Source organism: Streptomyces sp. NPDC048590 (assembly GCF_043199535.1).
GTDB lineage: Bacteria > Actinomycetota > Actinomycetes > Streptomycetales > Streptomycetaceae > Streptomyces.
Genome location: NZ_JBICWC010000001.1, coordinates 661,079 through 686,253 on the forward strand (window position 1 = coordinate 661,079; position 25,175 = coordinate 686,253).

The 25,175-nt window shown below is 69.9% G+C and carries 20 protein-coding genes and 3 tRNA genes; 13 read left to right on the top strand and 10 right to left on the bottom strand.

The annotated features are described in order from the left end of the window. Nucleotide 1 precedes the first annotated feature (1 nt). From ACGFNN_RS02760 to ACGFNN_RS02775, 4 genes are all read left to right on the top strand, one after another. Nucleotides 2-1,312, top strand: coding sequence for a deoxyguanosinetriphosphate triphosphohydrolase (locus ACGFNN_RS02760; protein ID WP_393552150.1), 1,311 nt, complete (start codon nt 2-4; stop codon nt 1,310-1,312). 120 nt (nt 1,313-1,432) lie between these two features. Next, on the top strand, nt 1,433-2,692 hold the full coding sequence (locus ACGFNN_RS02765; protein ID WP_362544393.1) for an FAD-dependent oxidoreductase: 1,260 nt from the start codon (nt 1,433-1,435) through the stop codon (nt 2,690-2,692). Between the two features lie 95 nt (nt 2,693-2,787). After that, nucleotides 2,788-4,698 carry a DNA primase gene (gene dnaG, locus ACGFNN_RS02770; RefSeq protein ID WP_393552152.1) on the top strand — a complete coding sequence of 637 codons (1,911 nt, stop codon included), beginning with the start codon at nt 2,788-2,790 and terminating at the stop codon, nt 4,696-4,698. 288 nt (nt 4,699-4,986) lie between these two features. Next, complete coding sequence (locus tag ACGFNN_RS02775; protein WP_393552153.1) at nt 4,987-6,063, top strand: RNA polymerase sigma factor; 1,077 nt, start codon at nt 4,987-4,989, stop codon at nt 6,061-6,063. A 55-nt stretch (nt 6,064-6,118) separates the two neighbouring features. Here ACGFNN_RS02775 and ACGFNN_RS02780 read toward each other — a convergent pair whose 3' ends face one another. The 4 genes from ACGFNN_RS02780 to ACGFNN_RS02795 all read right to left on the bottom strand — a co-directional run bounded on the left by ACGFNN_RS02780 (nt 6,119) and on the right by ACGFNN_RS02795 (nt 11,803). Then, nucleotides 6,119-8,041 (bottom strand): ABC transporter ATP-binding protein, encoded by a 1,923-nt coding sequence (locus ACGFNN_RS02780; RefSeq protein WP_393552155.1) that lies wholly within the window; start codon nt 8,039-8,041, stop codon nt 6,119-6,121. Further along, nucleotides 8,041-9,774 (bottom strand): ABC transporter ATP-binding protein, encoded by a 1,734-nt coding sequence (locus tag ACGFNN_RS02785; RefSeq protein WP_393552157.1) that lies wholly within the window; start codon nt 9,772-9,774, stop codon nt 8,041-8,043. The genes ACGFNN_RS02780 and ACGFNN_RS02785 overlap by 1 nt, the downstream gene beginning before the upstream one ends. Nucleotides 9,775-9,909: 135 nt before the next feature. Beyond that, nucleotides 9,910-11,358, bottom strand: coding sequence for an FGGY family carbohydrate kinase (locus ACGFNN_RS02790; RefSeq protein ID WP_393552159.1), 1,449 nt, complete (start codon nt 11,356-11,358; stop codon nt 9,910-9,912). 142 nt (nt 11,359-11,500) lie between these two features. Beyond that, nucleotides 11,501-11,803 carry a YtxH domain-containing protein gene (locus tag ACGFNN_RS02795; RefSeq protein ID WP_362544375.1) on the bottom strand — a complete coding sequence of 101 codons (303 nt, stop codon included), beginning with the start codon at nt 11,801-11,803 and terminating at the stop codon, nt 11,501-11,503. A gap of 181 nt (nt 11,804-11,984) precedes the next feature. Between ACGFNN_RS02795 and ACGFNN_RS02800 the strand changes: the two genes are divergently transcribed. The 3 genes from ACGFNN_RS02800 (at nt 11,985) to ACGFNN_RS02810 (ending at nt 12,422) form a co-directional block, all read left to right on the top strand. Further along, nucleotides 11,985-12,057: transfer RNA gene (locus ACGFNN_RS02800), tRNA-Asn, on the top strand. Nucleotides 12,058-12,062: 5 nt separating this feature from the next. Further along, nucleotides 12,063-12,135 (top strand) — tRNA-Asn (locus tag ACGFNN_RS02805). 213 nt (nt 12,136-12,348) lie between these two features. Further along, a tRNA-Ile gene (locus ACGFNN_RS02810) sits at nt 12,349-12,422 on the top strand. Nucleotides 12,423-13,286: 864 nt separating this feature from the next. Here the strand turns inward: ACGFNN_RS02810 and ACGFNN_RS02815 are convergent. Next, complete coding sequence (locus tag ACGFNN_RS02815; RefSeq protein ID WP_393552161.1) at nt 13,287-14,273, bottom strand: glycosyltransferase; 987 nt, start codon at nt 14,271-14,273, stop codon at nt 13,287-13,289. Nucleotides 14,274-14,426: 153 nt separating this feature from the next. Here ACGFNN_RS02815 and ACGFNN_RS02820 point away from each other — a divergent pair, with 153 nt between their 5' ends. The 3 genes from ACGFNN_RS02820 (at nt 14,427) to ACGFNN_RS02830 (ending at nt 18,764) form a co-directional block, all read left to right on the top strand. Next, a complete protein-coding gene (locus ACGFNN_RS02820; protein ID WP_393552163.1) occupies nt 14,427-15,146 on the top strand; it encodes a transposase family protein in 720 nt (239 codons plus the stop codon). Between the two features lie 256 nt (nt 15,147-15,402). Next, nucleotides 15,403-16,161, top strand: coding sequence for an ABC transporter ATP-binding protein (locus tag ACGFNN_RS02825; RefSeq protein WP_393552165.1), 759 nt, complete (start codon nt 15,403-15,405; stop codon nt 16,159-16,161). Further along, nucleotides 16,158-18,764 carry an ABC transporter permease gene (locus tag ACGFNN_RS02830; protein ID WP_393552167.1) on the top strand — a complete coding sequence of 869 codons (2,607 nt, stop codon included), beginning with the start codon at nt 16,158-16,160 and terminating at the stop codon, nt 18,762-18,764. Before ACGFNN_RS02825 ends, ACGFNN_RS02830 begins: the two co-directional genes overlap by 4 nt. A 178-nt stretch (nt 18,765-18,942) precedes the next feature. Here the strand turns inward: ACGFNN_RS02830 and ACGFNN_RS02835 are convergent, their stop codons facing one another. The 5 genes from ACGFNN_RS02835 to ACGFNN_RS02855 form a co-directional block, all read right to left on the bottom strand. Further along, nucleotides 18,943-19,503 (bottom strand): hypothetical protein, encoded by a 561-nt coding sequence (locus ACGFNN_RS02835; protein WP_393552168.1) that lies wholly within the window; start codon nt 19,501-19,503, stop codon nt 18,943-18,945. 183 nt (nt 19,504-19,686) lie between these two features. Beyond that, nucleotides 19,687-20,247, bottom strand: coding sequence for a transposase (locus ACGFNN_RS02840; protein WP_393552170.1), 561 nt, complete (start codon nt 20,245-20,247; stop codon nt 19,687-19,689). A 1,428-nt stretch (nt 20,248-21,675) separates the two neighbouring features. Continuing rightward, nucleotides 21,676-22,191, bottom strand: a complete 516-nt coding sequence (locus ACGFNN_RS02845) for a hypothetical protein (RefSeq protein WP_393552172.1) — start codon at nt 22,189-22,191, stop codon at nt 21,676-21,678. Further along, nucleotides 22,188-22,397 carry a hypothetical protein gene (locus ACGFNN_RS02850; RefSeq protein WP_393552173.1) on the bottom strand — a complete coding sequence of 70 codons (210 nt, stop codon included), beginning with the start codon at nt 22,395-22,397 and terminating at the stop codon, nt 22,188-22,190. The genes ACGFNN_RS02845 and ACGFNN_RS02850 overlap by 4 nt, the downstream gene beginning before the upstream one ends. Before the next feature lie 15 nt (nt 22,398-22,412). Beyond that, nucleotides 22,413-22,598 carry a hypothetical protein gene (locus ACGFNN_RS02855; RefSeq protein WP_393552175.1) on the bottom strand — a complete coding sequence of 62 codons (186 nt, stop codon included), beginning with the start codon at nt 22,596-22,598 and terminating at the stop codon, nt 22,413-22,415. 178 nt (nt 22,599-22,776) lie between these two features. Here ACGFNN_RS02855 and ACGFNN_RS02860 point away from each other — a divergent pair, with 178 nt between their 5' ends. The 3 genes from ACGFNN_RS02860 to ACGFNN_RS02870 all read left to right on the top strand — a co-directional run bounded on the left by ACGFNN_RS02860 (nt 22,777) and on the right by ACGFNN_RS02870 (nt 25,173). Continuing rightward, on the top strand, nt 22,777-23,538 hold the full coding sequence (locus ACGFNN_RS02860) for an IclR family transcriptional regulator (protein ID WP_393552177.1): 762 nt from the start codon (nt 22,777-22,779) through the stop codon (nt 23,536-23,538). Between the two features lie 203 nt (nt 23,539-23,741). After that, a complete protein-coding gene (locus ACGFNN_RS02865) occupies nt 23,742-24,257 on the top strand; it encodes a lytic polysaccharide monooxygenase auxiliary activity family 9 protein (protein WP_362544369.1) in 516 nt (171 codons plus the stop codon). Between the two features lie 142 nt (nt 24,258-24,399). Next, nucleotides 24,400-25,173 (top strand): calcium-binding protein, encoded by a 774-nt coding sequence (locus ACGFNN_RS02870; protein WP_393552179.1) that lies wholly within the window; start codon nt 24,400-24,402, stop codon nt 25,171-25,173. Nucleotides 25,174-25,175: the final 2 nt, after the last annotated feature.

The following is a 25,175-nucleotide window of genomic DNA, read 5'->3' on the forward strand; positions in this document are numbered from 1 at the left end:
TATGGACGGTACGTACGATCCCCGGGACACGGCCTACGGCACCGCTGACGCCGAGCGCTGGGACACCGAGCCCGACAAACGGCCCGGCCGGTCCGCGTTCCAGCGCGACCGCGCGCGGGTACTCCACTCCGCCGCCCTGCGCAGGCTCGCCGGCAAGACCCAGGTCGTCACGCCGGGCACCCGTGGCCACGCCTGGGACGCCAGCCCCCGCACCCGACTCACCCACTCACTCGAGTGCGCCCAGGTCGGCCGGGAGCTCGGCGCCGCGCTCGGCTGCGACCCCGACCTCGTGGAAGCGGCCTGCCTCTCCCACGACATGGGACACCCGCCCTTCGGACACAACGGCGAACAGGCCCTCAACGACTTCGCGTCGGACTGCGGCGGCTTCGAGGGCAACGCCCAGTCGCTGCGCCTGCTCACCCGGCTGGAACCCAAGCGCTTCGTCCGCGACCCACGGAGCGGCGAGCTCGTCAGCGTCGGGCTCAACCTGACCCGGGCCGCCCTGGACGCCGCCACCAAGTACCCGTGGCCCCGCGGGGAACACCCCACGGACCCTGGATCCCCGAAGTTCGGGGTGTACGAGGACGACGTGCCGGTCTTCGCCTGGGTCCGCGAGGGCGCGCCCCAGGGGCGTACGTGCTTCGAGGCCCAGGTCATGGACTGGTCGGACGACGTCGCCTACTCCGTGCACGACTTCGAGGACGGCCTGCACGCCGGGCACATCGACCCCGGCTGCCTCTTCTCCGAAACGGAACGCGCCGAGATCTGGAAGGTCGCGATCGGGCGGTACGTCCCGGCGGACACCGACCCCCGGGAGCTCGCCGAAGCCCTCGACCGCCTCACCGCCCAGGAGTGGTGGCCGCACGGCTACGACGGGACCGCGGTCGCCCAGGCCCGGCTCAAGGACGCGACGAGCCAGCTCATCGGCAGGTTCTGCCTCGCCGCCGAGGCCGCGACCCGCGAGGCGTACGGCCCGGGGCGCCTCCGCAGGTACACCGCGGAGCTGATCGTGCCACGCGAGGCGCGCAACGAGTGCGCCGTGCTCAAGGCCGTCGCGGTCCGTTACGTCATGCAGCGCGCCGAACAGGAGACCATCCGCGCCGGCCAGCGGATCGTCATCGCCGAGCTGGCCGCCGCGCTCACCGCCCGGGCACCCGAGGGGCTTGAGCCGCAGTTCCACACCCTGTACGCCACGGCGCCCGACGACAGGGCCCGCAAGAGGGTCCTCGTCGACCAGATCGCCGCGCTCACCGACGCCTCCGCGCGTTCCCTTCACCGAACACTCACGGGGGCCCGGCAGACTGGACCTTGACCGGGCCACATGCCAGTGGCGGTGACCGGATCGGGGCACACCCTCTTTCGCCATCACGCTGCGTGCGGGACGCTCGCAGGGTGGTGGCGCAGCGCAGCACCAGTACCGAGGAGGCATCAAGTGGTCGACGCACATCGGACGTTCGTCATCGTCGGTGGAGGACTCACCGGAGCGAAGGCGGCCGAGACACTCCGGGCGGAGGGCTTCAGCGGCCGGGTGATCCTCATCGGCGACGAGCGCGACCATCCGTACGAGCGGCCTCCCCTGTCCAAGGGGTACCTGCTGGGCAAGGACGGGCGGGAATCCACCGCGGTCCACGAGACCGCCTGGTACGCGGCCGAGGACATCGAGCTCCACCTCGGCCAGACGGTCACCTCCATCGACCGGGCGGGGCGCTCCGTGCAGCTCGGCGACAACACGGTCGTGCACTACGACAAGCTTCTCCTGGCCACCGGCGCCGAACCGCGCCGCCTGGACATCCCGGGCACCGACCTGGTCGGCGTCCACCATCTGCGCCGCCTCGCCCACTCCGACCGGCTGCGGGGCGTCCTCACCGCCCTCGGCCGGGACAACGGCCACCTGGTGATCGCCGGCGCCGGGTGGATCGGCCTGGAGGTCGCCGCGGCGGCCCGGGAGTACGGCGCCGAGGTCACCGTCGTCGCCCCCTCGGCCACCCCGCTGGAGCACGTCGTCGGCCCGGAGATCGGCCAGATCTTCACCGAGCTGCACGCCGATCACGGCGTCCGCTTCCACTTCGGTGCCCGGCTGACCGAGATCACCGGGACGGACGGCCTGGTCCTCGCCGCCCGCACGGACGACGGGGAGGAGCACCCCGCCCACGACGTGCTCGCCGCGATCGGCGCGGCCCCGCGCACCTCGCTCGCCGAGGCCGCCGGGCTGGAGATGGCGGACCGGTCCCAGGGCGGCGGTGTGATCGTCGACGCCTCCCTGCGCACCAGCGACCCGGACATCTACGCCGCCGGGGACATCGCCTCCGTGGACCACCCGCTCTTCGGCGGCAGGCTGCGGGTGGAGCACTGGGCCAACGCCCTCAACAGCGGACCCGCGGCCGCGAAGGCGATGCTCGGCCAGGACGTGACGTACGACCGGGTGCCGTACTTCTTCTCCGACCAGTACGACCTCGGCCTCGAGTACTCCGGCTGGGCGCCGCCCGGCTCGTACGACCAGGTCGTCATCAGGGGAGACGCCGGGAAGCGCGAGTTCATCGCCTTCTGGCTGAAGGACCGCAGGGTGCTCGCGGGGATGAACGTGAATGTGTGGGACGTCACCGAGGCCATCCAGAAGCTGGTCACGGCGGCCCGGCCGGTCGATCCCGAAGCCCTGGGCGACCCCTCGGTGCCGCTGGAATCGCTGCTCTGAGCGGTGGCACGGACCCCCGGGGCCCGTCGGTGCGCCGGGGCGGGCCCCCGCCGCCTGCCGGTCCCGGAGGTCCGCGCCACCCGTAGACTTCACACGTGGCAGGCAGGATCAATGACGACGACGTGAAGGCGGTCCGGGACGCGGTCCCGATCGACGCCGTCGTGTCCGAGTACCTCCAGCTGCGCAACGCCGGCGGCGGCAACCTCAAGGGCCTCTGCCCCTTCCACGACGAGAAGTCCCCCTCCTTCCAGGTCAGCCCCGGCAAGGGCCTGTTCCACTGCTTCGGCTGCCAGGAGGGCGGGGACACGATCGCCTTCGTGATGAAGATCGATCACCTCACCTTCTCCGAGACGGTCGAGCGCCTCGCCGCCAAGGCGGGCATCACGCTGCGCTACGAGGAGGGCGGCTACAACCCCTCCCATCAGCGCGGTGAGCGCATCCGGCTGGTCGAGGCGCACAAGATCGCCGCCGACTTCTACCGGGAGCAGCTGAACGGCCCCGAGGCCGAGATCGGCCGCAGGTTCCTCGCCGAACGCGGCTTCGACCAGGAGGCCGCGGCCCACTTCGGTGTCGGCTACAGCCCCGCGGGCTGGGACCACCTCACCCGGTTCCTCCGCGGCAAGGGCTTCAGCGACAAGGAACTCGTCAGTTCCGGGCTCTCCCAGGACGGCCGCAGGGGCCCCATCGACCGTTTCCGCGGCCGGCTGATGTGGCCGATCAGCGACACCTCCGGCGATGTGGTCGGCTTCGGCGCCCGCAAGCTGCGCGACGACGACAACGGCCCGAAGTACCTCAACACCCCCGAGACGTCGATCTACAAGAAGTCCCAGGTGCTGTACGGCATCGACCTGGCCAAGAAGGACATCGCCAAGGCGAGCCGCGCCGTCGTCGTCGAGGGCTACACCGACGTCATGGCCTGCCACCTCGCCGGGGTCACCACCGCCATCGCCACCTGCGGCACGGCCTTCGGCAACGACCACATCAAGATCCTGCGAAGGCTCCTGATGGACAACGGCAGCGCCCGGGTGATCTTCACCTTCGACGGCGACGCCGCCGGGCAGAAGGCCGCCCTGCGCGCCTTCGAGGACGACCAGAAGTTCGCCGCCGAGACGTACATCGCGATCGCGCCCGACGGCATGGACCCGTGCGACCTGCGGCTCGCCAAGGGCGACGACTCCGTCCGAGACCTCGTCGAACCCCGCACCCCGCTCTTCGAGTTCGCACTCCGCCAGATCGTCGCCCGCTACGACCTGGAGACCCCCGCGGGCCGCGCCGCGGCGCTCGACGAGGCCGCCCAGGTCGTCGCCAAGATCAAGACCAGCAGCGTGCAGCGTGAGGTGGCGGTCCAGCTCGCCGGATTCATCGGCATCCTGGACCAGGAGTTCGTCGTCCACCGGGTCAACCAGCTCGCCCGCTGGGCCCGCGACCGCGGTGACCGGGGCCCCGCCCCCGGCGGGCCCTCCCGCGGCGGCCCCCCGCAGCAGCCGCAGGTCCAGGCCCCGAAGGCGCCCACCGGGCCCGCGCTCAACCTCCGCAGCCCCGCCCACCGCACCGAGCGCGAGCTGCTCAAGCTGGCCCTGCAGAAGCCGTCCCTGGTCTCGCCGGCCTTCGACGCCTACGGGGACGACGAGTTCACCGCCCCGCCCTACGCGGCCGTACGCCGGTGCATCGCCGAGGCGGGCGGCGCCGAGCAGGGGCTGGCCGAGACCCGCGACTACCTGGTCAACGTGCTGGACGCGGCTCCCGACGACACCGTGCGGGCCCTCGTGACCGAGCTCGCGGTCGAGGTCTTCCACGGCAAGACCATCGACGAGACCTACGCGGGCATGCAGCTCGTCCAGGTCCGCCTGCGTGCCGTCGACCGCAGGATCGCCGACGTCCAGGGCAGCCTCGCCCGCCTGGGCAGCAACGTCGCCCCCGACCACCTGGCCGCCGCGCAGAACGAGGTCTGGATCCTCCAGCAGTACGCCCAGTCGCTGCGCGGCCACGGCGCCGCCGCGCTGTAGGCCCCGTCCGGCGGATCCCGTCGCGGGCGTCGTCGCAGCGCGCCCGCCCGCACATCGCGCCGTGGCCACCCGACGCGGCACGATCCGCCCGGCAGGCATCGAAGCCCCGACGGCATGATCAGCGCCCCGTCACGGACCGGACGCAAAAAGTCACCGCACGCCCCTCGTGGCGGCGATGTGTCGTACCCCACACTGGATGGCGGTGCCTGAGTCATCGGAGCGCGGCGGTCCGCCGAGGGCGGACCTCGATCCCCGCGATCCGGCAGCGATCACCTGGAGGTCGCCCCCGTGCAGACCCGGACCGTGCCGACCACGACCGAGCTCGTCCCCGCGATCCCCGCGCAGAACCGGGTCGCACATCACCCGGAGACGGCCGACGCGCCCGAACCGGTGCTGGAGGAACCGGTGGAGCCCTCCGAGCCCGCCGCGCCGCGGAGCCACCCGGACTCCGGCGGCCCCTCGTCCGACCTCTTCCGCCAGTACTTACGCGAGATCGGACGGATACCGCTGCTCAGCGCGGCCGAGGAGGTGGAGCTCGCCCGCCGTGTCGAGGCGGGACTCTTCGCCGAGGACCGGCTCGCCCGTACCCCCGACCCGGACTCCCGGCTCGCCTTCGACCTGGACCGCCTCGTGGTCATGGGACGGATGGCCAAGCGCCGGCTCATCGAGGCCAACCTCCGCCTCGTCGTCTCCGTCGCCAAACGTTACGTCGGCCGCGGCCTGACCATGCTCGACCTGGTCCAGGAGGGAAACCTCGGCCTGATCAGGGCGGTCGAGAAGTTCGACTACGCCCGCGGCTACAAGTTCTCCACGTACGCGACCTGGTGGATCCGGCAGGCGATGTCCCGGGCGCTGGCCGACCAGGCCAGGACCATCAGGGTGCCGGTGCACGTCGTCGAGCTGATCAACCGGGTGGTGCGCGTCCAGCGCCGCCTGCTCCAGGAGCGCGGCTACGAGCCCACCCCCGAGGAGGTCGCCGCGCAGCTCGACCTGACGCCCGAACGGGTCGGGGAGGTCCTGCGCCTCGCCCAGGAACCCGTCTCCCTGCACGCCCCCGTGGGCGAGGAGGACGACGTCGCCTTCGGTGACCTCATCGAGGACGGCGACGCCGCCTCCCCCGTGGAGACCGCGGCCTTCCTCCTGCTGCGGGAGCACCTGGAAGCGGTGCTCTCCACCCTGGGGGAACGGGAGAGGAAGGTCGTCCAGCTGCGGTACGGCCTGGAGGACGGGCGGCCCCGCACGCTCGAGGAGATCGGAAGGATCTTCGGCGTCACGCGCGAACGCATACGCCAGATCGAGTCCAAGACGCTCGACAAGCTGCGGGACCACGCCTACGCGGACCAGCTCCGCGGCTACCTCGACTGAGGGCCGCCCGCGGTCGGTCGACCTACGCGCGGTCGGCCTCCGCCGGCACCTCGGCTCAGTCGACCTCCGCCAGCGCCTCGGCGAACTGCGCCGCGTACAGCCGGGCGTAGGCGCCCTTCGCCGCGAGCAGCTCGTCATGGGTGCCCTGCTCGACGATCGACCCGTTCTCCATGACCAGGATCACGTCGGCGTCGCGGATGGTGGAGAGCCGGTGCGCGATCACGAAGCTCGTACGCCCGTGGGCGAGCCTCGCCATCGCCTTCTGGATCAGCACCTCGGTGCGGGTGTCCACCGAGCTGGTGGCCTCGTCCAGCACGAGGATCACCGGGTCGGACAGGAACGCCCGGGCGATGGTGATCAGCTGCTTCTCACCGGCGCTGACCCCGGTGCCCTCGTCGTCGATCACCGTGTCGTAGCCGTCGGGCAGGGTGCGGACGAAACGGTCGGCGTGGGCCGCCCGCGCCGCCTCCTCGATCTCCTCCCGGCTCACCTCGCGCGAGGCGCCGTAGGCGATGTTCTCCGCGATCGTGCCGCCGAAGAGCCAGGTGTCCTGCAGCACCATGCCTATGCCGGAACGCAGTTCGTCGCGCGACATCCGCGCCACGTCGATCCCGTCGAGGGTGATACGGCCGCCTGTCACCTCGTAGAACCGCATCAGCAGATTGACCAGGGTCGTCTTGCCGGCCCCGGTCGGTCCCACGATCGCGACCGTGTGACCCGGTTCGACGCTCAGCGAGAGGTCCTCGATCAGCGGCTTCTCCGGGTCGTAGCGGAACGACACGTTCTCCAGCGCGACGCTTCCGCGCAGTTCCTCGGGACGCTCGGCCGGAACCGGATCCGGACCCTGCTCCTCGGCGTCCAGCAGGCCGAAGACCCGCTCGGCCGAGGCGATGCCCGACTGCACCAGGTTCGCCATGGAGGCGACCTGGGTCAGCGGCATCGAGAACTGACGCGAGTACTGGATGAACGCCTGCACATCACCGATCGACAGCGAGCCCGAGGCGACCCGGAGCCCGCCGACGACCGCGACCAGCACGTAGTTCAGGTTCGACACGAACATCATCAGCGGCTGCATGATCCCGCTGTTGAACTGCGCCTTGAAGCCGGCCTCGTACAGTGCCTCGTTCTGCTCGGCGAAGTCCTTCGCGGACTCCTCCTGGCGCCCGAAGACCTTCACCAGGGTGTGCCCGGTGTACATCTCCTCGATGTGGGCGTTGAGCTTGCCCGTCACCTTCCACTGCGCCACGAAGTGCGGCTGGGAACGCTTGCCGACCTTCGTCGCGACGAACACCGACAGCGGGATCGTCACCAGGGCGACCAGGGCGAGGAGCGGAGAGATCCAGAACATCATGATCAGCACGCCGACGATGGTCAGCAGCGAGTTGATGAGCTGACCCATCGTCTGCTGCATCGTCTGCGAGATGTTGTCGATGTCGTTGGTCGCCCGGCTCAGCACCTCGCCGCGCTGCTGCCGGTCGAAGTAGGACAGCGGGAGCCGCGACAGCTTCGTCTGCAGGTCCTCGCGCAGCTGGAAGACGACCCGGTTGATCACCCGGATCGACAGCCGCGTCGAGACCAGCATCAGCAGGCCCGCACCCACGTACACGATCAGCGCCGCCAGCAGGACGGTGCCCACCGCCCCGAAGTCGATGCCCTGGCCCGGGGTGAAGTCCACCCCGCTCAGCATGTCGGCGAGCCCGCCGTTGCCCTGCTCACGCAGCCCGTCGATGGCCTGCTGCTTCGTCGCACCGTCCGGCATCTCGCGCCCGACGACACCGGCGAAGATCAGGTCGGTGGCCCCGCCGAGGATCTTCGGCCCCACCACGGAGAGCGCCACACTCAGCGTCCCCGCGCCCAGCATCAGGTACAGCGAGGACTTCTCCTTGCTGAACCTCCTCAGCAGCCGCTTGCCCGACCCCTTGAAGTCCATGGACCGCTCGGTGGGCCCCGCCATCATCCGTCCGCCCGGCCCGGCCATCAGGCGGCCTCCGCTTCCGTCAGCTGGGAGAGCACGATCTCCCGGTAGGTTTCGTTGCCGTCCATCAGCTCGTGATGGGTCCCCGTCCCGACGACCTGGCCCTCGTCGAGCACCAGGATCCGGTCGGCGTCACGGATCGTGGACACCCGCTGGGCGACGATCACCACGGTCGCCCCCGCGGTCTCACGGGACAGCGCACCGCGCAGCGCCGCGTCCGTCGCGTAGTCCAGGGCCGAGAAGGAGTCGTCGAAGAGGTAGATCTCCGGGCGCTGCACCAGTGTCCGCGCGATCGCCAGACGCTGCCGCTGACCGCCGGAGACATTGGTGCCGCCCTGCGCGATCGGCGCGTCCAGCCCGTGTTCCAGCCGCTCCACGAAGTCCTTGGCCTGCGCCACCTCCAGCGCGTGCCAGAGCTCCTCGTCGGTCGCGTCCGGATTGCCGTAGCGCAGGTTCGTCGCCACCGTGCCGGAGAAGAGGTACGGCTTCTGCGGGACCAGGCCCACGGTCTTCGCCAGCAGCACCGGGTCCAGCGTCCGTACGTCGGTGCCGTCGACGAGCACCTCGCCGGCCGTGGCGTCGAACAGCCGCGGCACGAGACCGAGCATCGTCGACTTCCCGCTGCCCGTCGACCCGATGATCGCGGTCGTCTCACCCGGCCGCGCCACCAGCCCCACCGAGCGCAGCACCGGCTCCTCGGCACCCGGGTAGCGGAACTCCGCGTCCCGGATCTCCAGATGCCCGTGCCTGAGCAGCTCGGTGACCGGTGCGGTGGGCGGTACCACGCTCGAATCGGTCTCCAGGACCTCCTGGATGCGCTCGGCGCACACCTCGGCGCGCGGCACCATGATGAACATGAAGGTGGCCATCATCACCGACATGACGATCTGCATCAGATACGCCAGGAACGCGGTCAGAGCCCCGATCTGCATCCCGCCGCTGTCGATGCGGTGCGCCCCGAACCAGACCACCGCGATGGACGACAGGTTCACCACCGTCATCACGGTCGGGAACATCAGTGCCATCAGCCGGCCGGTCGACACCGCGACATCGGTCAGCTCCGTGTTGGCGCCGCGGAAGCGCTCCTCCTCGTAACCGTCACGGTTGAACGCGCGGATCACCCGGTTGCCGGTGATCTGCTCACGCAGCACCCGGTTCACCGTGTCCAGCCGCACCTGCATCATGCGGAACAACGGCCGCATCCGGCGGACGATCAGGCTCACCGAGATGCCGAGGACCGGCAGCACCGCCAGCAGCACCGCGGAGAGCGGGACGTCCTGGCCGAGCGCCATGATGACGCCGCCGACACACATGATCGGCGCCGAGACCATCAGGGTGAACGCCATCAGGACCAGCATCTGGATCTGCTGCACGTCGTTGGTCGTCCGGGTGATCAGCGAAGGGGCGCCGAACCGGCCCACCTCGCGCGCGGAGAACGACTGCACCTTGCCGAACACCGACGCCCGCACGTCACGCCCGAGCGCCGAGGCCGTCCGGGCGCCGTAGTACACCGCGCCGATGTTGCAGACGATCTGCATGACGCTCACCGCGATCATCACGGCGCCGTACTGCAGGATGTAGCCCGTATCCCCCTGCACGACACCGTTGTCGATGATGTCCGCGTTGAGGCTGGGCAGGTAGAGGCTGGCGCAGGTCTGCAGCAGCTGGAGCGCCACCAGCAGCACGATGGACTGTCTGTACGGACCCAGATAGGTCCGCAGGATTTTTATGAGCACGCGTGTCTCTCGGGTCGGCGAAGGCAAAAGGGGCCGGTCCATACTCCGGCACGCCCCGCCCCGGCGGCCAACGCTTTTGCCCAAACCCCGGTCAAAATTCCGGGCACGCGACTCAGCAGGCGCGAGCGTGTCCGCTCAGACGCCCGTACCGAACGCCCCGGGGTGGATCTGGTCCCGGGTCGCGCCGTACTGCTGACGCACCGCGCGGCCTACGGGGAGCTCCTCGCCCGGCTCCAGCACCTGCGCCGCCGCGCCCCGCCAGGCCGGGGGAGTACGCGGATCCAGCGTCCCCTCGGAGACCCCGAGCGCCCACGCGGCCTGCCGGGCCGCGCCCAGCGCCGCGTACTCGGCGGGCTGCGGGACGACGACCTGGCTGCCCAGGACCGAAGGCGCCATCGCCTGCACGGCGGGCAACTCGGCCGCCGCGCCCAGCAGGAAGACCCGCCGGACCTCCACACCCCGGCCGCGCAGCACGTCGAGCGCGTCGGCCAGCGAGCAGAGCATCCCCTCGAAGGCGGCGCGCGCCAGGTGCTCCGGCTTCATCGACTCGCGCCGCAGCCCGCTCAGCGTGCCCGCGGTGTGCGGCAGGTGCGGGGTCCGCTCACCCTCGAGGTACGGCAGCAGGACGAGCCCGGAGGCCCCGGGGGTCGACTTGAGGGCCAGCGCGGAGAGTTCCTCCAGACCACCCTCCAGGTCCAGCATCTCGGCCGTCCCGCGCAACGCGCGCACGGCGTTCGACGTGTGGACCACCGGCAGGTGCATCCCGGTCGCGTCGGCGAACGAGGTGATCATCCCGGTCGGGTCTGCCAGCGCCTCGTGGTGCACGGCCATCACCGAACCCGAGGCCCCCAGCGACACGACCGCGTCGCCCACCGCGACTCCCAGCCCGAAGGCCGCGGCCATCGTCTCGCCCGTACCGGCCGAGATCAGCAGCCCCTCCGGAGTGGTTCCCGCGGCGTCGGCCGGGCCGAGCACCTCGGGCAGCGCGGCCTGATGGCCGAGCGCCAGCTCCACGAGATCGGGGCGGTAGGAGGCCGAGCCCGCCGACCAGTAACCGGTGCCGGACGCGGCACCCCGGTCGGTCGTACGGCGGGCGGGCCGGCCCAGCAGCTGCCACACCAGCCAGTCGTGGGGCTGGAGGACCGCGGCGACCCGCTGCGCGTTCTCCGGCTCGGTACGCGCGAGCCAGCGCAGCTTCGCCACCGGCTGCGCGGCCTGCGGAACGGCCCCGACGGCCTCGGCCCAGGGCTGCCGCCCGCCGAGACCGTCGATCAGGTCGGCCGCGGCGGCCTGTGCGCGCCGGTCGTTGCCGAGCAGCGCCGGCCGTACGAGATTGCCCTGGTGGTCCAGCGGCACCAGACCGTGCTGCTGCGCGGACACGCCGATGGCCTGGACGCCTTCGAGCAGCCCTCCGGAGGCCGCCTCACCGAGTGAGAGCAGCCACGCCTGCGGATCCACCTCGGAGGCCTTGGCCTCGACGGGGTGCGCGGCGTATCCCTGCCGCAAGACCTCACCGGTGTCGGTGTCGCAGACGACGATCTGTGTGAAGGCGGATGAACTGTCCAAGCCGGCCACTATGCCCATGCACACGATTCTGCCGCACTCGGGGACCGGTCCCGTACCGCCGCCGTCCCGGTCCTGTACCGCTCTCGTCCCACCGTGCCCGGCACCCGCCAGGCACCCGCGCCGTTCCCGTACCGGGCGGTACCCGGCACGGGAACGGGGATCAGGTGTTGGTCGTGCCCCAGTCGTCGCTGCCGTTCTGACCGCTGCGCTCACGCAGCGAGCGCACCCGGTCGGAGACGGAGACGGGCACCTTGTCCCCGACCTTCTCGCTCACCGAGTGGTACGCCTTGCCGGCGAAGTCCCGGCTGCCGTGCGCGGCGGACTCCGCCGCGTTCCGGACGGCGGGATTCTCCGAGAACCGCTGCGCGGCCTTCTTCATCTGCTCGTAGCGCTCCCGCCCGGCGCGCGTGCCGAGCACGAATCCGAGGGCCACTCCGGCGATGAACGTGAGTCGGTACCGCATGGCTGCCAGCCTTCCTTCGCTCCGTGCGACGTGTGCTGCCCGCCTACCCGCGGACACCCGAGATCACCCCGGGGGATACCGATTGGCGGAGCACCCCCCTGCTTGCGCTAATGTATGTGTCGCAGCGAACGCGCGCCGCTCGGCTTCAGCCAGGCAGGTGCGAATCGAGGCACCGCAGCAATCCCCTGTAGCTCAATTGGCAGAGCAGCCGGCTGTTAACCGGCAGGTTACTGGTTCGAGTCCAGTCGGGGGAGCGCGATCCCCTGTAGCTCAATTGGCAGAGCATTCGGCTGTTAACCGGAGGGTTACTGGTTCGAGTCCAGTCGGGGGAGCGATACGGAAGAGGGCCCCTCGGGGCCCTCTTCTCGTGTGTCCCGAGGGGGTCGGCCCGTGACTCTTTCGGGGAGATCGCGCCGCACCCGGAACCGGGCAGCACGCTGCAGTGTCTTCATGGTCATGCGAAGCCGACCATCCGCAGCAGGAGATCGTATGACCGGCTATGCTGCGGCAGACGGCGCGTACAGGTGTACGCGCCACGCCGTGGAGGGGCGGTAGCTCAGCCGGTTAGAGCAGCGGACTCATAATCCGTCGGCCGTGGGTTCGAGTCCCACCCGCCCCACCCAGTATCCCCAGGCAGAATCGTTCTGACCTGGGGAAACACGATTCTCGCGGCGGTTTTCCGTGCGGTACTAGCCGCACGCCGTGCGGTACTGACTCGCTGTTGCAGCATGTCAGCGCACTTCAGACGCGTCTGACCTGGCCTTTTGTGGCGGCTGCCTGGGAGAGCGTCGTGACGCGGTCCCACCCGCGGGCGCCGGCCCCCGCATCGTCGGCAGCGACTCTCCGGTCGAGCGGCTGTGGGGACCGGACAGCGGCTCGGCGTTTCCACACGTCTCGGATGTGGGCGAGGAAGACTTTCGCGGATCCGGCCGACGCGAATGAGTAGGTCGGGTCCGTGTCGGTGGGGGTCGTGGATCTGCGCGAGCGCCTGGTTGAACACCGCGAAGTGGTCGGCAGTGGTGTTGGCTCCGGCGTGACCGGGCCCAGATGTCCCAGCACGGCCGCGCCGGTGTTCGCGAGGAAACACAGCAAAAGACGGAAGCCGAGTCCCCCTGTAGGTCGGGACGGCCTGTTCCTTTTCCGAGTGGCGGGCGGTCGGCGTGGCGTCGCGGTCCAGGATCAGGCCGGGACCAGCTCGCCACACGGAACTCGGTCGCGGCAGGCTCATGAACCATAGCTCGTTGCCGCGCTCGCGGTCCGGCGCAGGAGGCGGGCCTCGCCCGCTGGGCCACGGTGGCTGACTGCGCCTACTCCGCCGGTGAGCCGCACCCCCGATTGGCCCGCCCACGTCCTGGCCGGGATCGACTCCGACCATCCGGGCGACTGGACACCAGTTTGAACGTCACTTCCGCGACGGGCACGCCGAGACCTGCTGGGCCGCCTACGCGCGCCTCGTGGCCCAAGGACCGTGCGATAGCTGGCGTTACCGGTACAGGAAGCGGTCGACGCAGAGGAAGCGCAGGACGAAGACGAGGGTCATGGCTGTCGCCGTGGCCAGCAGGGGCGTGAGGCCGAGGCCGGACACGAGCAGCAGTATGAGGGGAATTCGGGCCACGAGATCGGCGTTGGCGAGCGCGATGAAGCTCAGCAGCCGTGCGCGAGGGCCCACGTGCTTGCGTCCGCGGTAGAGCACCCTGTCGATGAGCACGAAGTTCCAGAGCACACCGACCTGGTTGGCTATGACCTCGGCGGCCGCGTAGTGAAGGCCGGTTCTGTGGGTCAGCGCCCACAGAACCGCGAGGTTCGGCAGAAATCCGGACAGGCCGATCGCTCCGACGGCGAGCGCGCGGGTGGGCATACCGCTGGTGCGCAGTCGCAGCAGATGACGCAGGAACCGTAGCCCCTCGCGCACGGTCGACTTGGACTCGCCCGCGTAGCGGACGCCGAAGTCGTACGCCACTTCGGTGACGGAGCGAGGACGGCTGCGGACGATCAGCTCCAAGAGGATCTTGTACCCCAAGGGTCGTACAGCACCCGTGCCTTGTGCCCGCCTGACTACATCGCGGCGAATGGCGAAGTAGCCGCTCATGGGATCGGTGACGTCCCGCAGCGCTTTCGGGAAGAGCGCCTTGGCCACCGATGTGGAAATGCCAGACACCAGAACGCGGTAGCGGGTGCCGAGCCCACTGTGGTCCCCACCGCCGACGTAGCGGCTCGCGATGACGTAATCGGCTCCCGTCTCCTCGCCCTTGGCGATCAGTTCGGGCAGCAGTGTGGGCGGGTGCTGGAGGTCCGCGTCCATGACGACGATCCACCGGGAGACGCTGCGGGCGATGCCCTCCATCACAGCACCTCCGAGACCGCCCACTGGGTCTGCCCGATGATGCACGCAGACCTCGATCGGCAGTCGCCCGGCCTCCTTCTCGATCGCCTCGCGGGTGTCGTCCGTCGAATCGTCGACGAAGAGCACCGAGAACTCCTGACCGGGTGGCACTCAGGGCTTGTGCAAGTTCCCGGGATCGCCCAACTGGTGCGAGGGAGCCGCGGTTTGGGGCGGACGACAGAGCGGACACGGGATCCGTGATCATTCAGGTGTCTAAGCCAAGTGATCAAGAGGGTTCCCGTGTCCGCTGTCTCATCTTCCCCGATCCCTGCCGTGTTGGCCAAGTTGGGGCCGCTCAATCCGGCCGACACGTCTGACCTGCGCATCTTCCTGGAGGCGGTGCCCGATCCCCGCTCTCGGCGGGGCCGCTGGTACTCGTTGGCCTCGATCCTGCTGGTCTGCGCGGCCGCCGTGGTCTCGGGAGCCCGGACCATCGACGAACTCGCCGAGTGGGGCGCCCGCGCCGACGCCGGGCTCCTCGCCGCGCTCGGCGTGCGCCGTCACCTGCTGCGGTGGCGGCACGCGCCGTCCAGGTCGGCGATCGGGAGAGTCCTCGAGCGTCTCGACACCGACGCACTCGACGCGGCCGTGGGTGCCTGGTTGGCTCACCGCCACAGCGCCGCAGCCCCGGGCAGGCGACGGGTGATCGCCGTGGACGGCAAGGCACTGCGCGGCTCCGCCCGCACGAGTTACGCCGCGGCCGAATGGAATGATCAGGGTTCGTTGGTCCGGACCATCAAGAACGGCGCCATCTCGGCAAAGGCGATCGGTGGTGCGGGAACCGTGGGCGGCCTGGGGTTCGTCAACTCGACCCCACGGGCTGCCTTGTGGCGAGACGGCGTGGTCGCCGACCCGTTGTCCGGGGTCTCGGACTACTTCACACTCACGGCTATCAGCAACGACGAAAAGACTCTCATAGGGAGCGATACCCTGACGCCAGCGCAGTACAACTGCGTCTGACGCCCGACGCCGGCGGCTCCTCGCCGAGGAGGGCTGCCGGTTCTCCGCCCGGAGGCGTCGGCAGGATTCCGGAGTTCGGAAGGCGGTTCGAACGGTTCGAATAGTGGCCTGTCTCCGGATGTCCTTCGAACTCTCATGAGATTCGTGTGGGGATTCCGCGATCCCTGAATTGTCGATGTCTTGTTCTGGCGGTTTCGACTGCCCCCATGACGGGGGAGGTTGGCAGGTGGCGGCGCTGCCTGGGTAGGCTCCTGCCATGTTTCGAACTGCGCGTAGCGCCATACCAGTTGACTGGTCGATTCGATTAGATTCGGTATCCAAGGTGTATGGATCGGCCAAGAGCCCGGTGCAGGCGCTGGATGCCGTGAGCATCGAACTGCGGCGCGGCACCTTCACCGCCGTAATGGGACCGTCCGGTTCGGGTAAGAGCACATTTCTCAATTGCGCGGCAGGCTTGGACCGGCCAACTTCCGGAAGGGTCTGGCTGGGTGACGTCGAGTTGTCGAACCTCGACGAGATCCAGCTCACCGAGGTGCGCCGGGAGCGGATCGGCTTCATCTTCCAGGCCTACAATTTGCTGTCATCACTGACCGTCGAGGAGAACGTCTCGCTTCCGCTGCGCCTCGCGGACCGGAAGACCGACCGTGCGTTCCTGCGCGAGGTACTCACCGCGGTCGGCCTCGGTGAGCACCTCAAGCGGCATCCGAGCGAGCTCTCCGGCGGTCAGCAGCAGCGAGTCGCGGTCGCCCGCGCGCTGATCACCCGGCCCGACGTCGTGGTCGCGGACGAGCCGACCGGAGCGCTGGACTCCCGGTCCAGCAAACAGGTCCTGGAACTGTTGCGACACGTCGTGGACAACATGGGGCAGACGGTGCTGATGGTCACCCACGACCCGGTCGCCGCCTCGTACGCCGACTCGGTGGTGTTCCTGGCCGACGGCAGGCTTGCCGGCGAGATGCGAAGCCCCACATCGGAGCAGGTCGCGTCGCGCATGACGCACCTGGGCGAGTGGTGATCCGCCTCATTCGACGACTGGTCCGCCTCGTGGTGCCGTACCGCAAGGACCTGTCGCTCGCGTGGAGCACGATCAAGGGGCGCAAGGGGGGGTTCATCGGCTCCTTCGTCGCGATCGCCGCGGGCTCGGCGGTGATCACCGCCTGCGGGATCCTGCTGATGTCCGGGCTCAACACCGGTGTGGTGCCTGAGCGGTACTCGGGCACGGCGGTCGCCATCGGCGGGGAGCAGTCGTACTGGCTGGACGAGAGCGCCGAGGTCCGCTACAGCGAGCGTGTCACCCTGCCCGCCGAGAAGGTCGACGCCGTGGCCGCCGTGCCCGGTGTCAAGTCCGCCCTCGGCGATGTCGACATCGACGTCAGCGTGCTGAACCCGGACGGCGAGGAGACGGGCGGCCCGGACGGGTTCCCGGTGTTCGGGCACGGCTGGTCCGGCGCGTCGCTCGGGCCATTCTCGGTCCGTGAGGGAAGTGCGCCCTCCGCGCCCGACGAAGTCGTACTCGACGAGGACCTCGCCGGGCGCGCGGACCTGTCGGTCGGCTCGAAGGTACGGATCGTGGTCGGCTCGATCCCCTCGGCCTACCGTGTGGTGGGCATCGCCGGCCCGCCGAAGGGCGGGCTGGACCGGCAGTCCGCGGTGTTCTTCACCGATGACCGGGCGACCGAACTGTCGGGCCGTCCGGGCCGGGTGGACGCCATCGGTGTGCGCGCCGAACCCGGTGTCACCCCGGAGGCGCTGGCCGAGCGGATCTCGGCCGCCGTACCGCATGTGGTGGCACGCACCGGCACCGAACGCGGCGACGTGGAGTTCCTGGACGTGGGCGATGCCCGCAGCCTAGTGGTCGAGTCGTCGGCGTCGTTCGGCGGAACCATGGTGCTGATCGTGGTGTTCGTGGTGGCGACCACTCTCGGGCTGTCGGTGCAGCAGCGCAGGCGTGAACTGGCCCTGCTGCGCGCCATCGGCGCGACGCCCAAGCAGATCCACTGGATGATCGGCGCCGAGATGACCCTGGTGTCGTTGGCGGGTGCCCTGGTCGGTGCGATCCCCGGCATCCTGCTCGCCTTCGTGATGCGCGGCGTGTTTATCTTCGCCGACGCGATGCCGCCGGACTTCCAGATGGAAGTCGGGTGGCTGCCCTTCCTCGCCTCGCTGGTGCTCTGTATGGTCAGTGCCCGCCTCGGCGGGTGGCTGGTTGCACGCCGGGTGGCCAAGACCAGCCCGGTCGAGGCGCTCGGGGACGCCGCCATCGAGCCCAAGAAGCTCGGCTGGGTCCGGTTGACCATCGGGTTCCTGCTCATCCCGCTCGGCCTGCTGCTGACCGTGAGCGATGTCGCGGTCTCGGGCGACTCGGTGGCCGACACCGCGGCGGCCGCGGTCCTGTTGTTCGTCGTGGCGCTCGGGTGCGTCGGGCCCTTGCTGCTCAGAGGCGCCATCCTGCTGTTCGGCTCGGTCCTGAACCGGCAGTCCAAGGCGCACGGTTTCCTCGCCCAAGCCAACGCGCGGGCCAGTGTACGGCGGCTCAGTACGGCCGCCACGCCGCTGGCCATGGGAGTGACGCTGGCCGCCGTGCAGGTGTTCGGAGCTTCCACGACGATCGCGGCGTCGCAGGAGCAGTTCGAGGATGGCCTCCGGGCCGACCGCGTGCTGACCGCGTCGTCCGGCGCCGGAGTGTCCCCGCAGGCCGTGGACGCCGTGCGCGGCGCGCCCGGGGTCGCCGTGGTGACGCCGGTCGCGCGGATGCGGGTGCTGTTGACGTTTCCGTCCGAGGACAGCACCGCGACCAAGGTCTTCGCCGCCCAGGGTGTCGTGCCCGAACGGCTCTCCGACACCATGGACCTCGAGGTGATCGAGGGTGACATCGCGAAGCTGAGGGACGGGACGGTGGCGCTGAGCAGGGTTGTCGCGGAGACCGTCCGGGCGCACCGCGGGGAGACGGTCGACCTGCGGCTCGGCGACGGCACGGTGATCGAGCCACGGGTGGTGGCGATCTACGAGAGGGGCCTGGGCTTCGGGGACGTCACCCTCCCCAACGACCTCGTCGTCGCGCACACGACATCGCAGGTCAACAGCGCGGTACTGATCAGGGCCGAGGACGGAACCGATGCACAGTCGCTCGAGGGCGCGCTGCGGAAGACCGTCGAGCGCTACCCGACGGTCGAGGTGGGCGACCGGGAGGCATTCCAGAACGCGCCCGGGTCCGGCAGTTCGGGCGACTGGGCGCTCAACCTCCTGTTCCAGACCCTGCTTCTCGGCTACATCGCCATCGCCGTCGTGAACACTCTGGTGATGGCGACGGCGGCGCGGGTGCGTGAGTTCGCCATGCTGCAACTCATCGGCGCCGGCCGTCAGCAGGTCCGCGCGATGATGAACGGCGAGGCCAGGATCGTGATCTTCTCGGCGCTGCTGTTCGGTCTGCTGGCGACGATCCCGCCGCTCGTCGGCATCAGCAACTCGCTGGCGAAGTCGCCCGTTCCCAGTATTTCCCCCTTCGGCCTCATCGCGATCGTGGCGCTCACCGTCGCGCTCTCCTGGGGTTCGATCGCGATGGCCACCAAGTACGCCATGCGGCCCGCTCCGGTCGACGCGATCGGCGGGCGTGAGTGATCCGGCCGACGGGACGCTGATACCGCGGGAGCAAGCGATGGCGCCGCCGGGAATCCGGCGGCGCCATCGCCTCCCCGGGACCGAGCTGTGACCGGATCCGGGCTGGTCCCGGCATGATCGGCGCTGCTGCGGTCCCCGGACTCACCTCGCCTGCTGACCGCCCTGTTTCGCCCTTCGCTCAAGTGCGTAGCTGGGACGTGTCCCGTTGGCAAGACTTGGCGGCCGGCACGGCTTCCGCTGTGGAAGTGACGCCCAGACCGTAGAGGGAGGCCACGTGACACACGAGGGGGTTCCGGGAGCAGGACCGGTATCGGACCCGGTCGTCGACCAGGCGTTGACCCGCTTTCCCACGGACCGTCCACGGGCGGTGGCGCTCGCCGAGGCCACGGCGACGCACCGGTTCACGCTCGACAGCGCGCTCACGTCGGGTCTGCGGCGACTCGCGGAAGCAGCCGACGGCACGCTGTTCGGTGCGCTGGCCGCCGTCGGCCAGGTGCTGTCCGCAGTCTACGCGGGTCAGGACGAGGTGACCGCGACCGTCCGCGGGCGGTCCACCAATGACGACGGCGCGCCGGTCGTCCTGCGCGCGACCGTCGACGGCAGGCTCCCGATCGACAGCCTCCTCGACGGGGTCTGTGACGTGGTGGGTGCCACGACGCTGCCCGGTGAGTTCGCCGTCGCCGACGTGGTGCTCCGGTTCGCCGAAGTGGACGGCGGCCTCGAGGTGTGCGTCGACCACGACCCCGCCGCGTTCGACGCGGCGGCCGTCGAGCGGATAGCCGAGGCGTTCCGCACTCTGGTGGAGGACGTGGTCGACAGACCGGGGCGGCCGCTGTCCGAGATGCGGCTGGTGCCCGGCGACGAGCTGCGCCGCATGCTCATCGACTGGAACGACGGTGGTCGTGGACGAACTCGAAGCGGCTCACCAGTTCGTCTCGCCGGCGAAATACTTGGCCGCCTTGCGGAGTATGTCCCGCTCGGTCGCCAGTTTCCGCTCGCTGGCCTCGAGCTCGGCGACCCGGGCCTCCAGCTGCCGGATCCGCTCGTCAGGCTCCGCGGCCGTCATCGCCTGCGTGGCCCGGACCGCTGCCCTTGCGTTCCGGGCCACGCCCGGGCCGAATCCTCGGCGTTCGCGATCCCGCAGCACCCAGGTCCGCAGGGTGTTCCTGTTAATTCCCAGGTCGGCGGCGATGCTCTTGTACGTCGCCCTGGGTGTGGACTCGAACAAGGCCACGGCATCGGCCCTGAACTCGTCCGAGTAGTCCTTCATCGCCATCGGCGGTCTTCTCGCTTCCTCCAGATCAAGCAGATCCAATATCAGCGTGTCCACCACGCAGGGGGAGGCTCCGCCTGCGTCTCGCTGTGAGACCGGCCAGCTCTGCTTGTGGTTGTCGACCACCTGCTTGAGCCGTGAGTCCTTCCATCCGAAGGCGTCGGGCACGACCGAATACGCTACGGTCATGAGCGAACGCCTCAAGGACATTGGCTACACGGGAAGTTGACAAGATTCCAGTGCCCAGCCAACGCGACATGTTGCCGGACAGGAAGATGCGCCGCATCTCCCTGTCCGGCGGATGCCTCATCGCTCTCGTCGGAGCGCTCTGCCTGCTCGGCGCCCTTGTAGGGGGACTCGTCCACCAGCGTGCAAGCGCAGAGCAGAGAGCTCTCGATCAACTCAACACGTCCGTCGCTGACGCGCGAGACCGACTACGCGCCGCCGCATGGGACGGGGACCTGACGGACGAAGAGATACGTCAGGCGCTCCGGATATCTCAGGCCGGTGTCCGTGACACGGTGCGTGCCCCGAACACTGTGACCATCCGGGCGCTGATCCACGGAACCCACTCGTCTGCGGTCGGTGGCGGCGAAGTCTCCGACTGCCGAGCCTTCCGTGTCACATTCTCCGCAGAGGGTGTGGCTGTGAGTGATACGGCAGCGGAGGGATGCTGACGACCTCGTGCACGGTTAGCGGTGGGACGTCGAAGGGGCGGTGAGGTCCTGGTGCTTACGTCTGCCGAGTCAGGATCCGGTCTGCGGTCTGCTGCTGGGATTGCGGCCGCGCTGTGTGGAGTGGCCCGGGGGAAAGCGTGCCCAAGCCTGATCCGGAAGAGCGCCACCATGACGTCGAGCGAGACGCGAGGGGCCGCGGCGGACAGCTGCGACGCACAAGGACCGGGTCGACCATCAGGAGACCGCGGAACTATGTGTGGGCCTGGTCTCCTGCTCTCTGGCACGACACCTCGGCCGACTCTGCTCGTAGCAGAGCGTGACCGTGCCGAGCAAGGGGAAGGCTGTATCGAAGTCGGCAGCATGCACAACGGGGAGCCGTGGGGTTGGCGGTCTCGCAGCGCGTGTGCCGGGTGGGCCGCCTCCTGCTGTGGGCAGTGTGGGGCCCCGTAGCCGTGCGGTACGTACCGCACGACACCGTGGTTGACGGGGATCGAGGAGGACGGAGCGGGACGCACCAGGATATGAATGTCCCCTCTGTGACGTTTCCGCAGGTGAGACGCGTCACCACTATGGGTTCGAGTCCCACCCGCCCCACCGAGCTTCCCCAGGCAGAATCGTTCTTGCCTGGGGAAACGTGTCTTTCGGTCTTTCGGGGACGTTCTCTGTGCGGCGAACGTGAGGCTTCGATCCTTCAAGATGGATCTTGCACGGCTGTGAGCTGGTCTTTTGTGGCCCTGGCGCATGTGGGACCGTTGAGGACGTTCCCACGGCTGCTGGTCGATCTGAGAATGCTCATCGCGGCACGCTTTCCGGCGGTCGACGGGGTCCGAACAGCACTGGATGCTTGTGGTCAGCATGTGCAGTAGGGGCTGCTTGTCCCCGCTTGCGAAGACCAGGAAGCTCCACGTGAGCCGGCCGCCAAGTCCCAGGCTCTGAGGCGGCGCAGGCCTCGCGCGGGCGGTCAGAACGCCTGCACGTACACCCGGGTCCTGTCGGCGTCCAGTTCGAGTACGTGGATCTCGATCCACTGGACCTCGCTCCGACGGCCATCCCCGACGCAGGGCGGGCAGACCCCGGCCCAGCGGACGCCCTTCTCGCTCTGGGGCTCGGCGAGGCCGAGGTGTCCGAAGAGTTCTGTGGGGGACGGAAGATCCTGGTTCCTGGCGCGCAAGGGCTTCTCGGGACGCAGGTCCTCCGCTACCCGCACCGCGGTCCTCTCGTCGGTCACGAAGGAGAGCAGGTAGATGTCCTCCTGCGGATTGATCTGCACGGCGCCCTTCACCTCCGTCGCGCTCTCGGGCACCGCCACCTTCATGAACGCCGATGCCTCCGGGGCGCCCATGCCCTTTCCCCAGTGCGAGGCGCGCCCGTCCGTCGTCCGGTGATCATCCCCGCCTGCACTCGAACAGGAGGTGAGCAGCAGGGCGGCCCCGAGGGCTGCGAGCAGCCGTGGCCGCAGGGCAGGTCCGTTGTTCACCGGTTCTCCTCGTTGCCGCGCGAGACGTCCCCGCGTGACCCTTCGCGCCCAGGGTCCGCCGGTGTCACTCCGGGGGCTGAGCCTCTGTTCAGATCCTGGGTGTAGGTGCTGCTGCTACCGCGCATGTCGAATTCCTGGGCGAAGCCCACCTTGTGCAGCCGCCCCATGTCGTCGTCGGGAATGGCACGATCGTTCCCGATAGACATACGGAATGTTATTGCTCAGGCGACAGTTGGTGCCTGGCCCGTTAGAGCCTGGTCGAGGTCGTACACCGCCATGCGGATCAGGTCGACCAGCCGGGACGGCTTGGCGGCGAGAGGAGCGCGCGTGATGTCTTCGGCGGAGTCGTGGCGGGCGAGGTGGTTCCGGAAGAGGTCGAGGTTGCGCTGGACGACAAGAAGGGGCATGCCGCCGCGCCTCCCGTGAGGAGCGGTCGCAGGGGCCGACGCGACGGCCCGAGCCCCCGGCTCCGGGCTCGTGGCCGTTCGCGGTACCGCCGGGGTGCGGTTCGGGGATCATGGCGGCGGACGGGGTTCAGCGTGTCGGGCGTCCGGATCCGTCAGCCTCGACCCCCGGGAGGACACCGTGAGCGCCGGCAAGAGCTACGTCATCGAGTCGCTGGACACCGGGCTTCGCCTGATGAGCCTCTTCCTCGCCCACGACACCCTGTCGGTCACCGATGCCGCCAGGGAGCTGAAGGTGGCCCGCTCCACCGCCCACCGGGTGCTCAGCACCCTGGAGGCGCGTGGTTTCGCCTCCCGGGACGCGTCGGGGCGCGGCTACTGCGCCGGGCCGGAGCTGGTCACCCTGGGCAGGCCGGCCGGGTACGACCCCGGCACCGCGATCCGCCTCCGGCCGGTCCTCGCCGCGGCGGCGGAGGCCACGGGGGAGACGATCAGTACCGCCGCCCTCATCGGCGACCGGATCATCGTCACGGACGGCCGCGAGTCGCCCCACCCGGTACGCGCGGTGCTGGACGTCGGCCGCGCCCACCCCGCGCACGCCACCGCGGCCGGCAAGGTGCTGCTCTCCCGGCTGACCGACGAACAGGTCTGCGCCCTCTACCCGCAGGAGGAGCTGGAGGGCGTCACCGGGCAGACCCTGCGGACCCGGACCGGGCTGCTCGTCGAACTCGAGCGCGTACGACGTCACGGCCGCGCGGTGAGTGCCGGTGAGTCGGTGCGCGGGATGAACGCGGTGGCGGTGCCGCTGACCGGCGACAGCTGGCGGGACCGGCTGGCGCTGATGGCGTCGATGCCGTCCGATCGCGGTGGGGCGCCCGACCTCGAACAGCACGCGAAAGCACTGGGCCGCGCTGCCGGACTCCTGCCGCCGGCGGGCATCTGACGTCCTGGAGGCGGCAGTTGTGACCGGTCGTGCACGTGAGTGTGACGATCCGGTGGAGGCCCTGGCCTGGTCTAGACCAAGAGGGCTACGCTTCAAGCGCCTTCCGTGGCAACCCCACGCTGCCATGCGAAGTGCTTCTTGACATGCTCACGCCTGCTCGTCGTTCGCGGCGGGCAGGTGCCGACCCCCACGAAGGAGTTGTCATGAAGAGCAGGAAGACGCTGGCCGTAGCCATCGGTGCGGGAATCGCCCCGCTCCTGGCCGTGTGCCTGCCCGCAGGGAGCGCGAGCGCGCACGGCTACATCTCCTCACCGCCCAGTCGCCAGGCCCAGTGCGCCTCCGGCGAGGTCTCGTGCGGTGCCATCACCTACGAGCCGCAGAGCGTGGAAGGCCCCAAGGGGCTGACCAGCTGCAGCGGAGGGAACGCGGGCTTCGCCGAGCTCGACGACGACAGCAAGGGCTGGAAGGTCACCCCGGTCGGCCGGACGACCAGCTTCAACTGGAAGCTGACGGCGCAGCACGCCACCAGCACCTGGCAGTACTACGCGAACGGCCAGAAGATCGCGGAGTTCGACGACGGAGGTGCCAAGCCCGGCGCGACCGTCACCCACCAGGTGGACTTCGGCGGTCTGTCAGGCAAGCAGAAGGTCCTGGCCGTGTGGAACATCGCGGACACCGCCAACGCCTTCTACGCCTGTGTGGACGTCGATGTGAGCTGACGTCGTATCGGCCCGCCCCCGCCCGGTACTCGCGGGCGGGGGCGGGCCGCGCCGGACATCCGCTCCTCCGCGCGCCGCCGAACACACCACCCTGCCGGACCCGGTCGCCCCCATCGGGCCGCCCCGTCGAGACGAGGTCCCCATGAACCGACACCAGGCCGCTGCCCGCGCGGCCGCCGTGACCCTGCTCGTCACCGGTCTCGCCGCCGCCCCGGCGGCCGCGGCCCCCGCCGCGGACGCCGCGAAGGCACGCGTCGGAGCCGACTGGGCGACGCGGTCGATCACCTTCACCGCCGCCGAAGGGCAGGCCAACGACCTGCACGTGGTGCCCATGGACGAGGGCGACGGGGTACGGCGGATCGGCTTCCGCGACTCCGTCCCGCTCGAACCCGGGGAGCACTGCGCGTACCTCGAACCCGGATCCGACACCTACGTCGTCTGCGAACTGCCCACCGGCGGCTCGGCCGCGGACCGGATCGACCTCTTCCTCGGCGACGGCGACGACGAGATCGCCACCAGCGACCCCGGGGTGGCCACCGTCAGCGGCGGCCCCGGCGACGACACCCTGCACGCCCACACCGCGCACACCGTGCGAGGGGACGCGGGGGACGACATGGTCATGGGACGTGTGGTCCTGGACGGCGGTGACGGCATGGACCACCTGATGGGTGACGACGGCGACCAGCGGCTGTGGGGCGGCCGGGGCGACGACATGATCGAGGCGTACGGCGGTGCGGACCTCGTGTACGCCGGGCAGGACGACGACCACGTCATGGGCGGTGACGGCGGCGACGTCCTGCTCGGCGGTCCCGGCGCGGACACCCTGCACGGCGAGGGCGGCGACGACCTGATCGGCGGCGGCCCCGGGCAGGACACCGCCGAGGGCGGCCCGGGCCGGGACGTCGTCCTTCCGTGAGG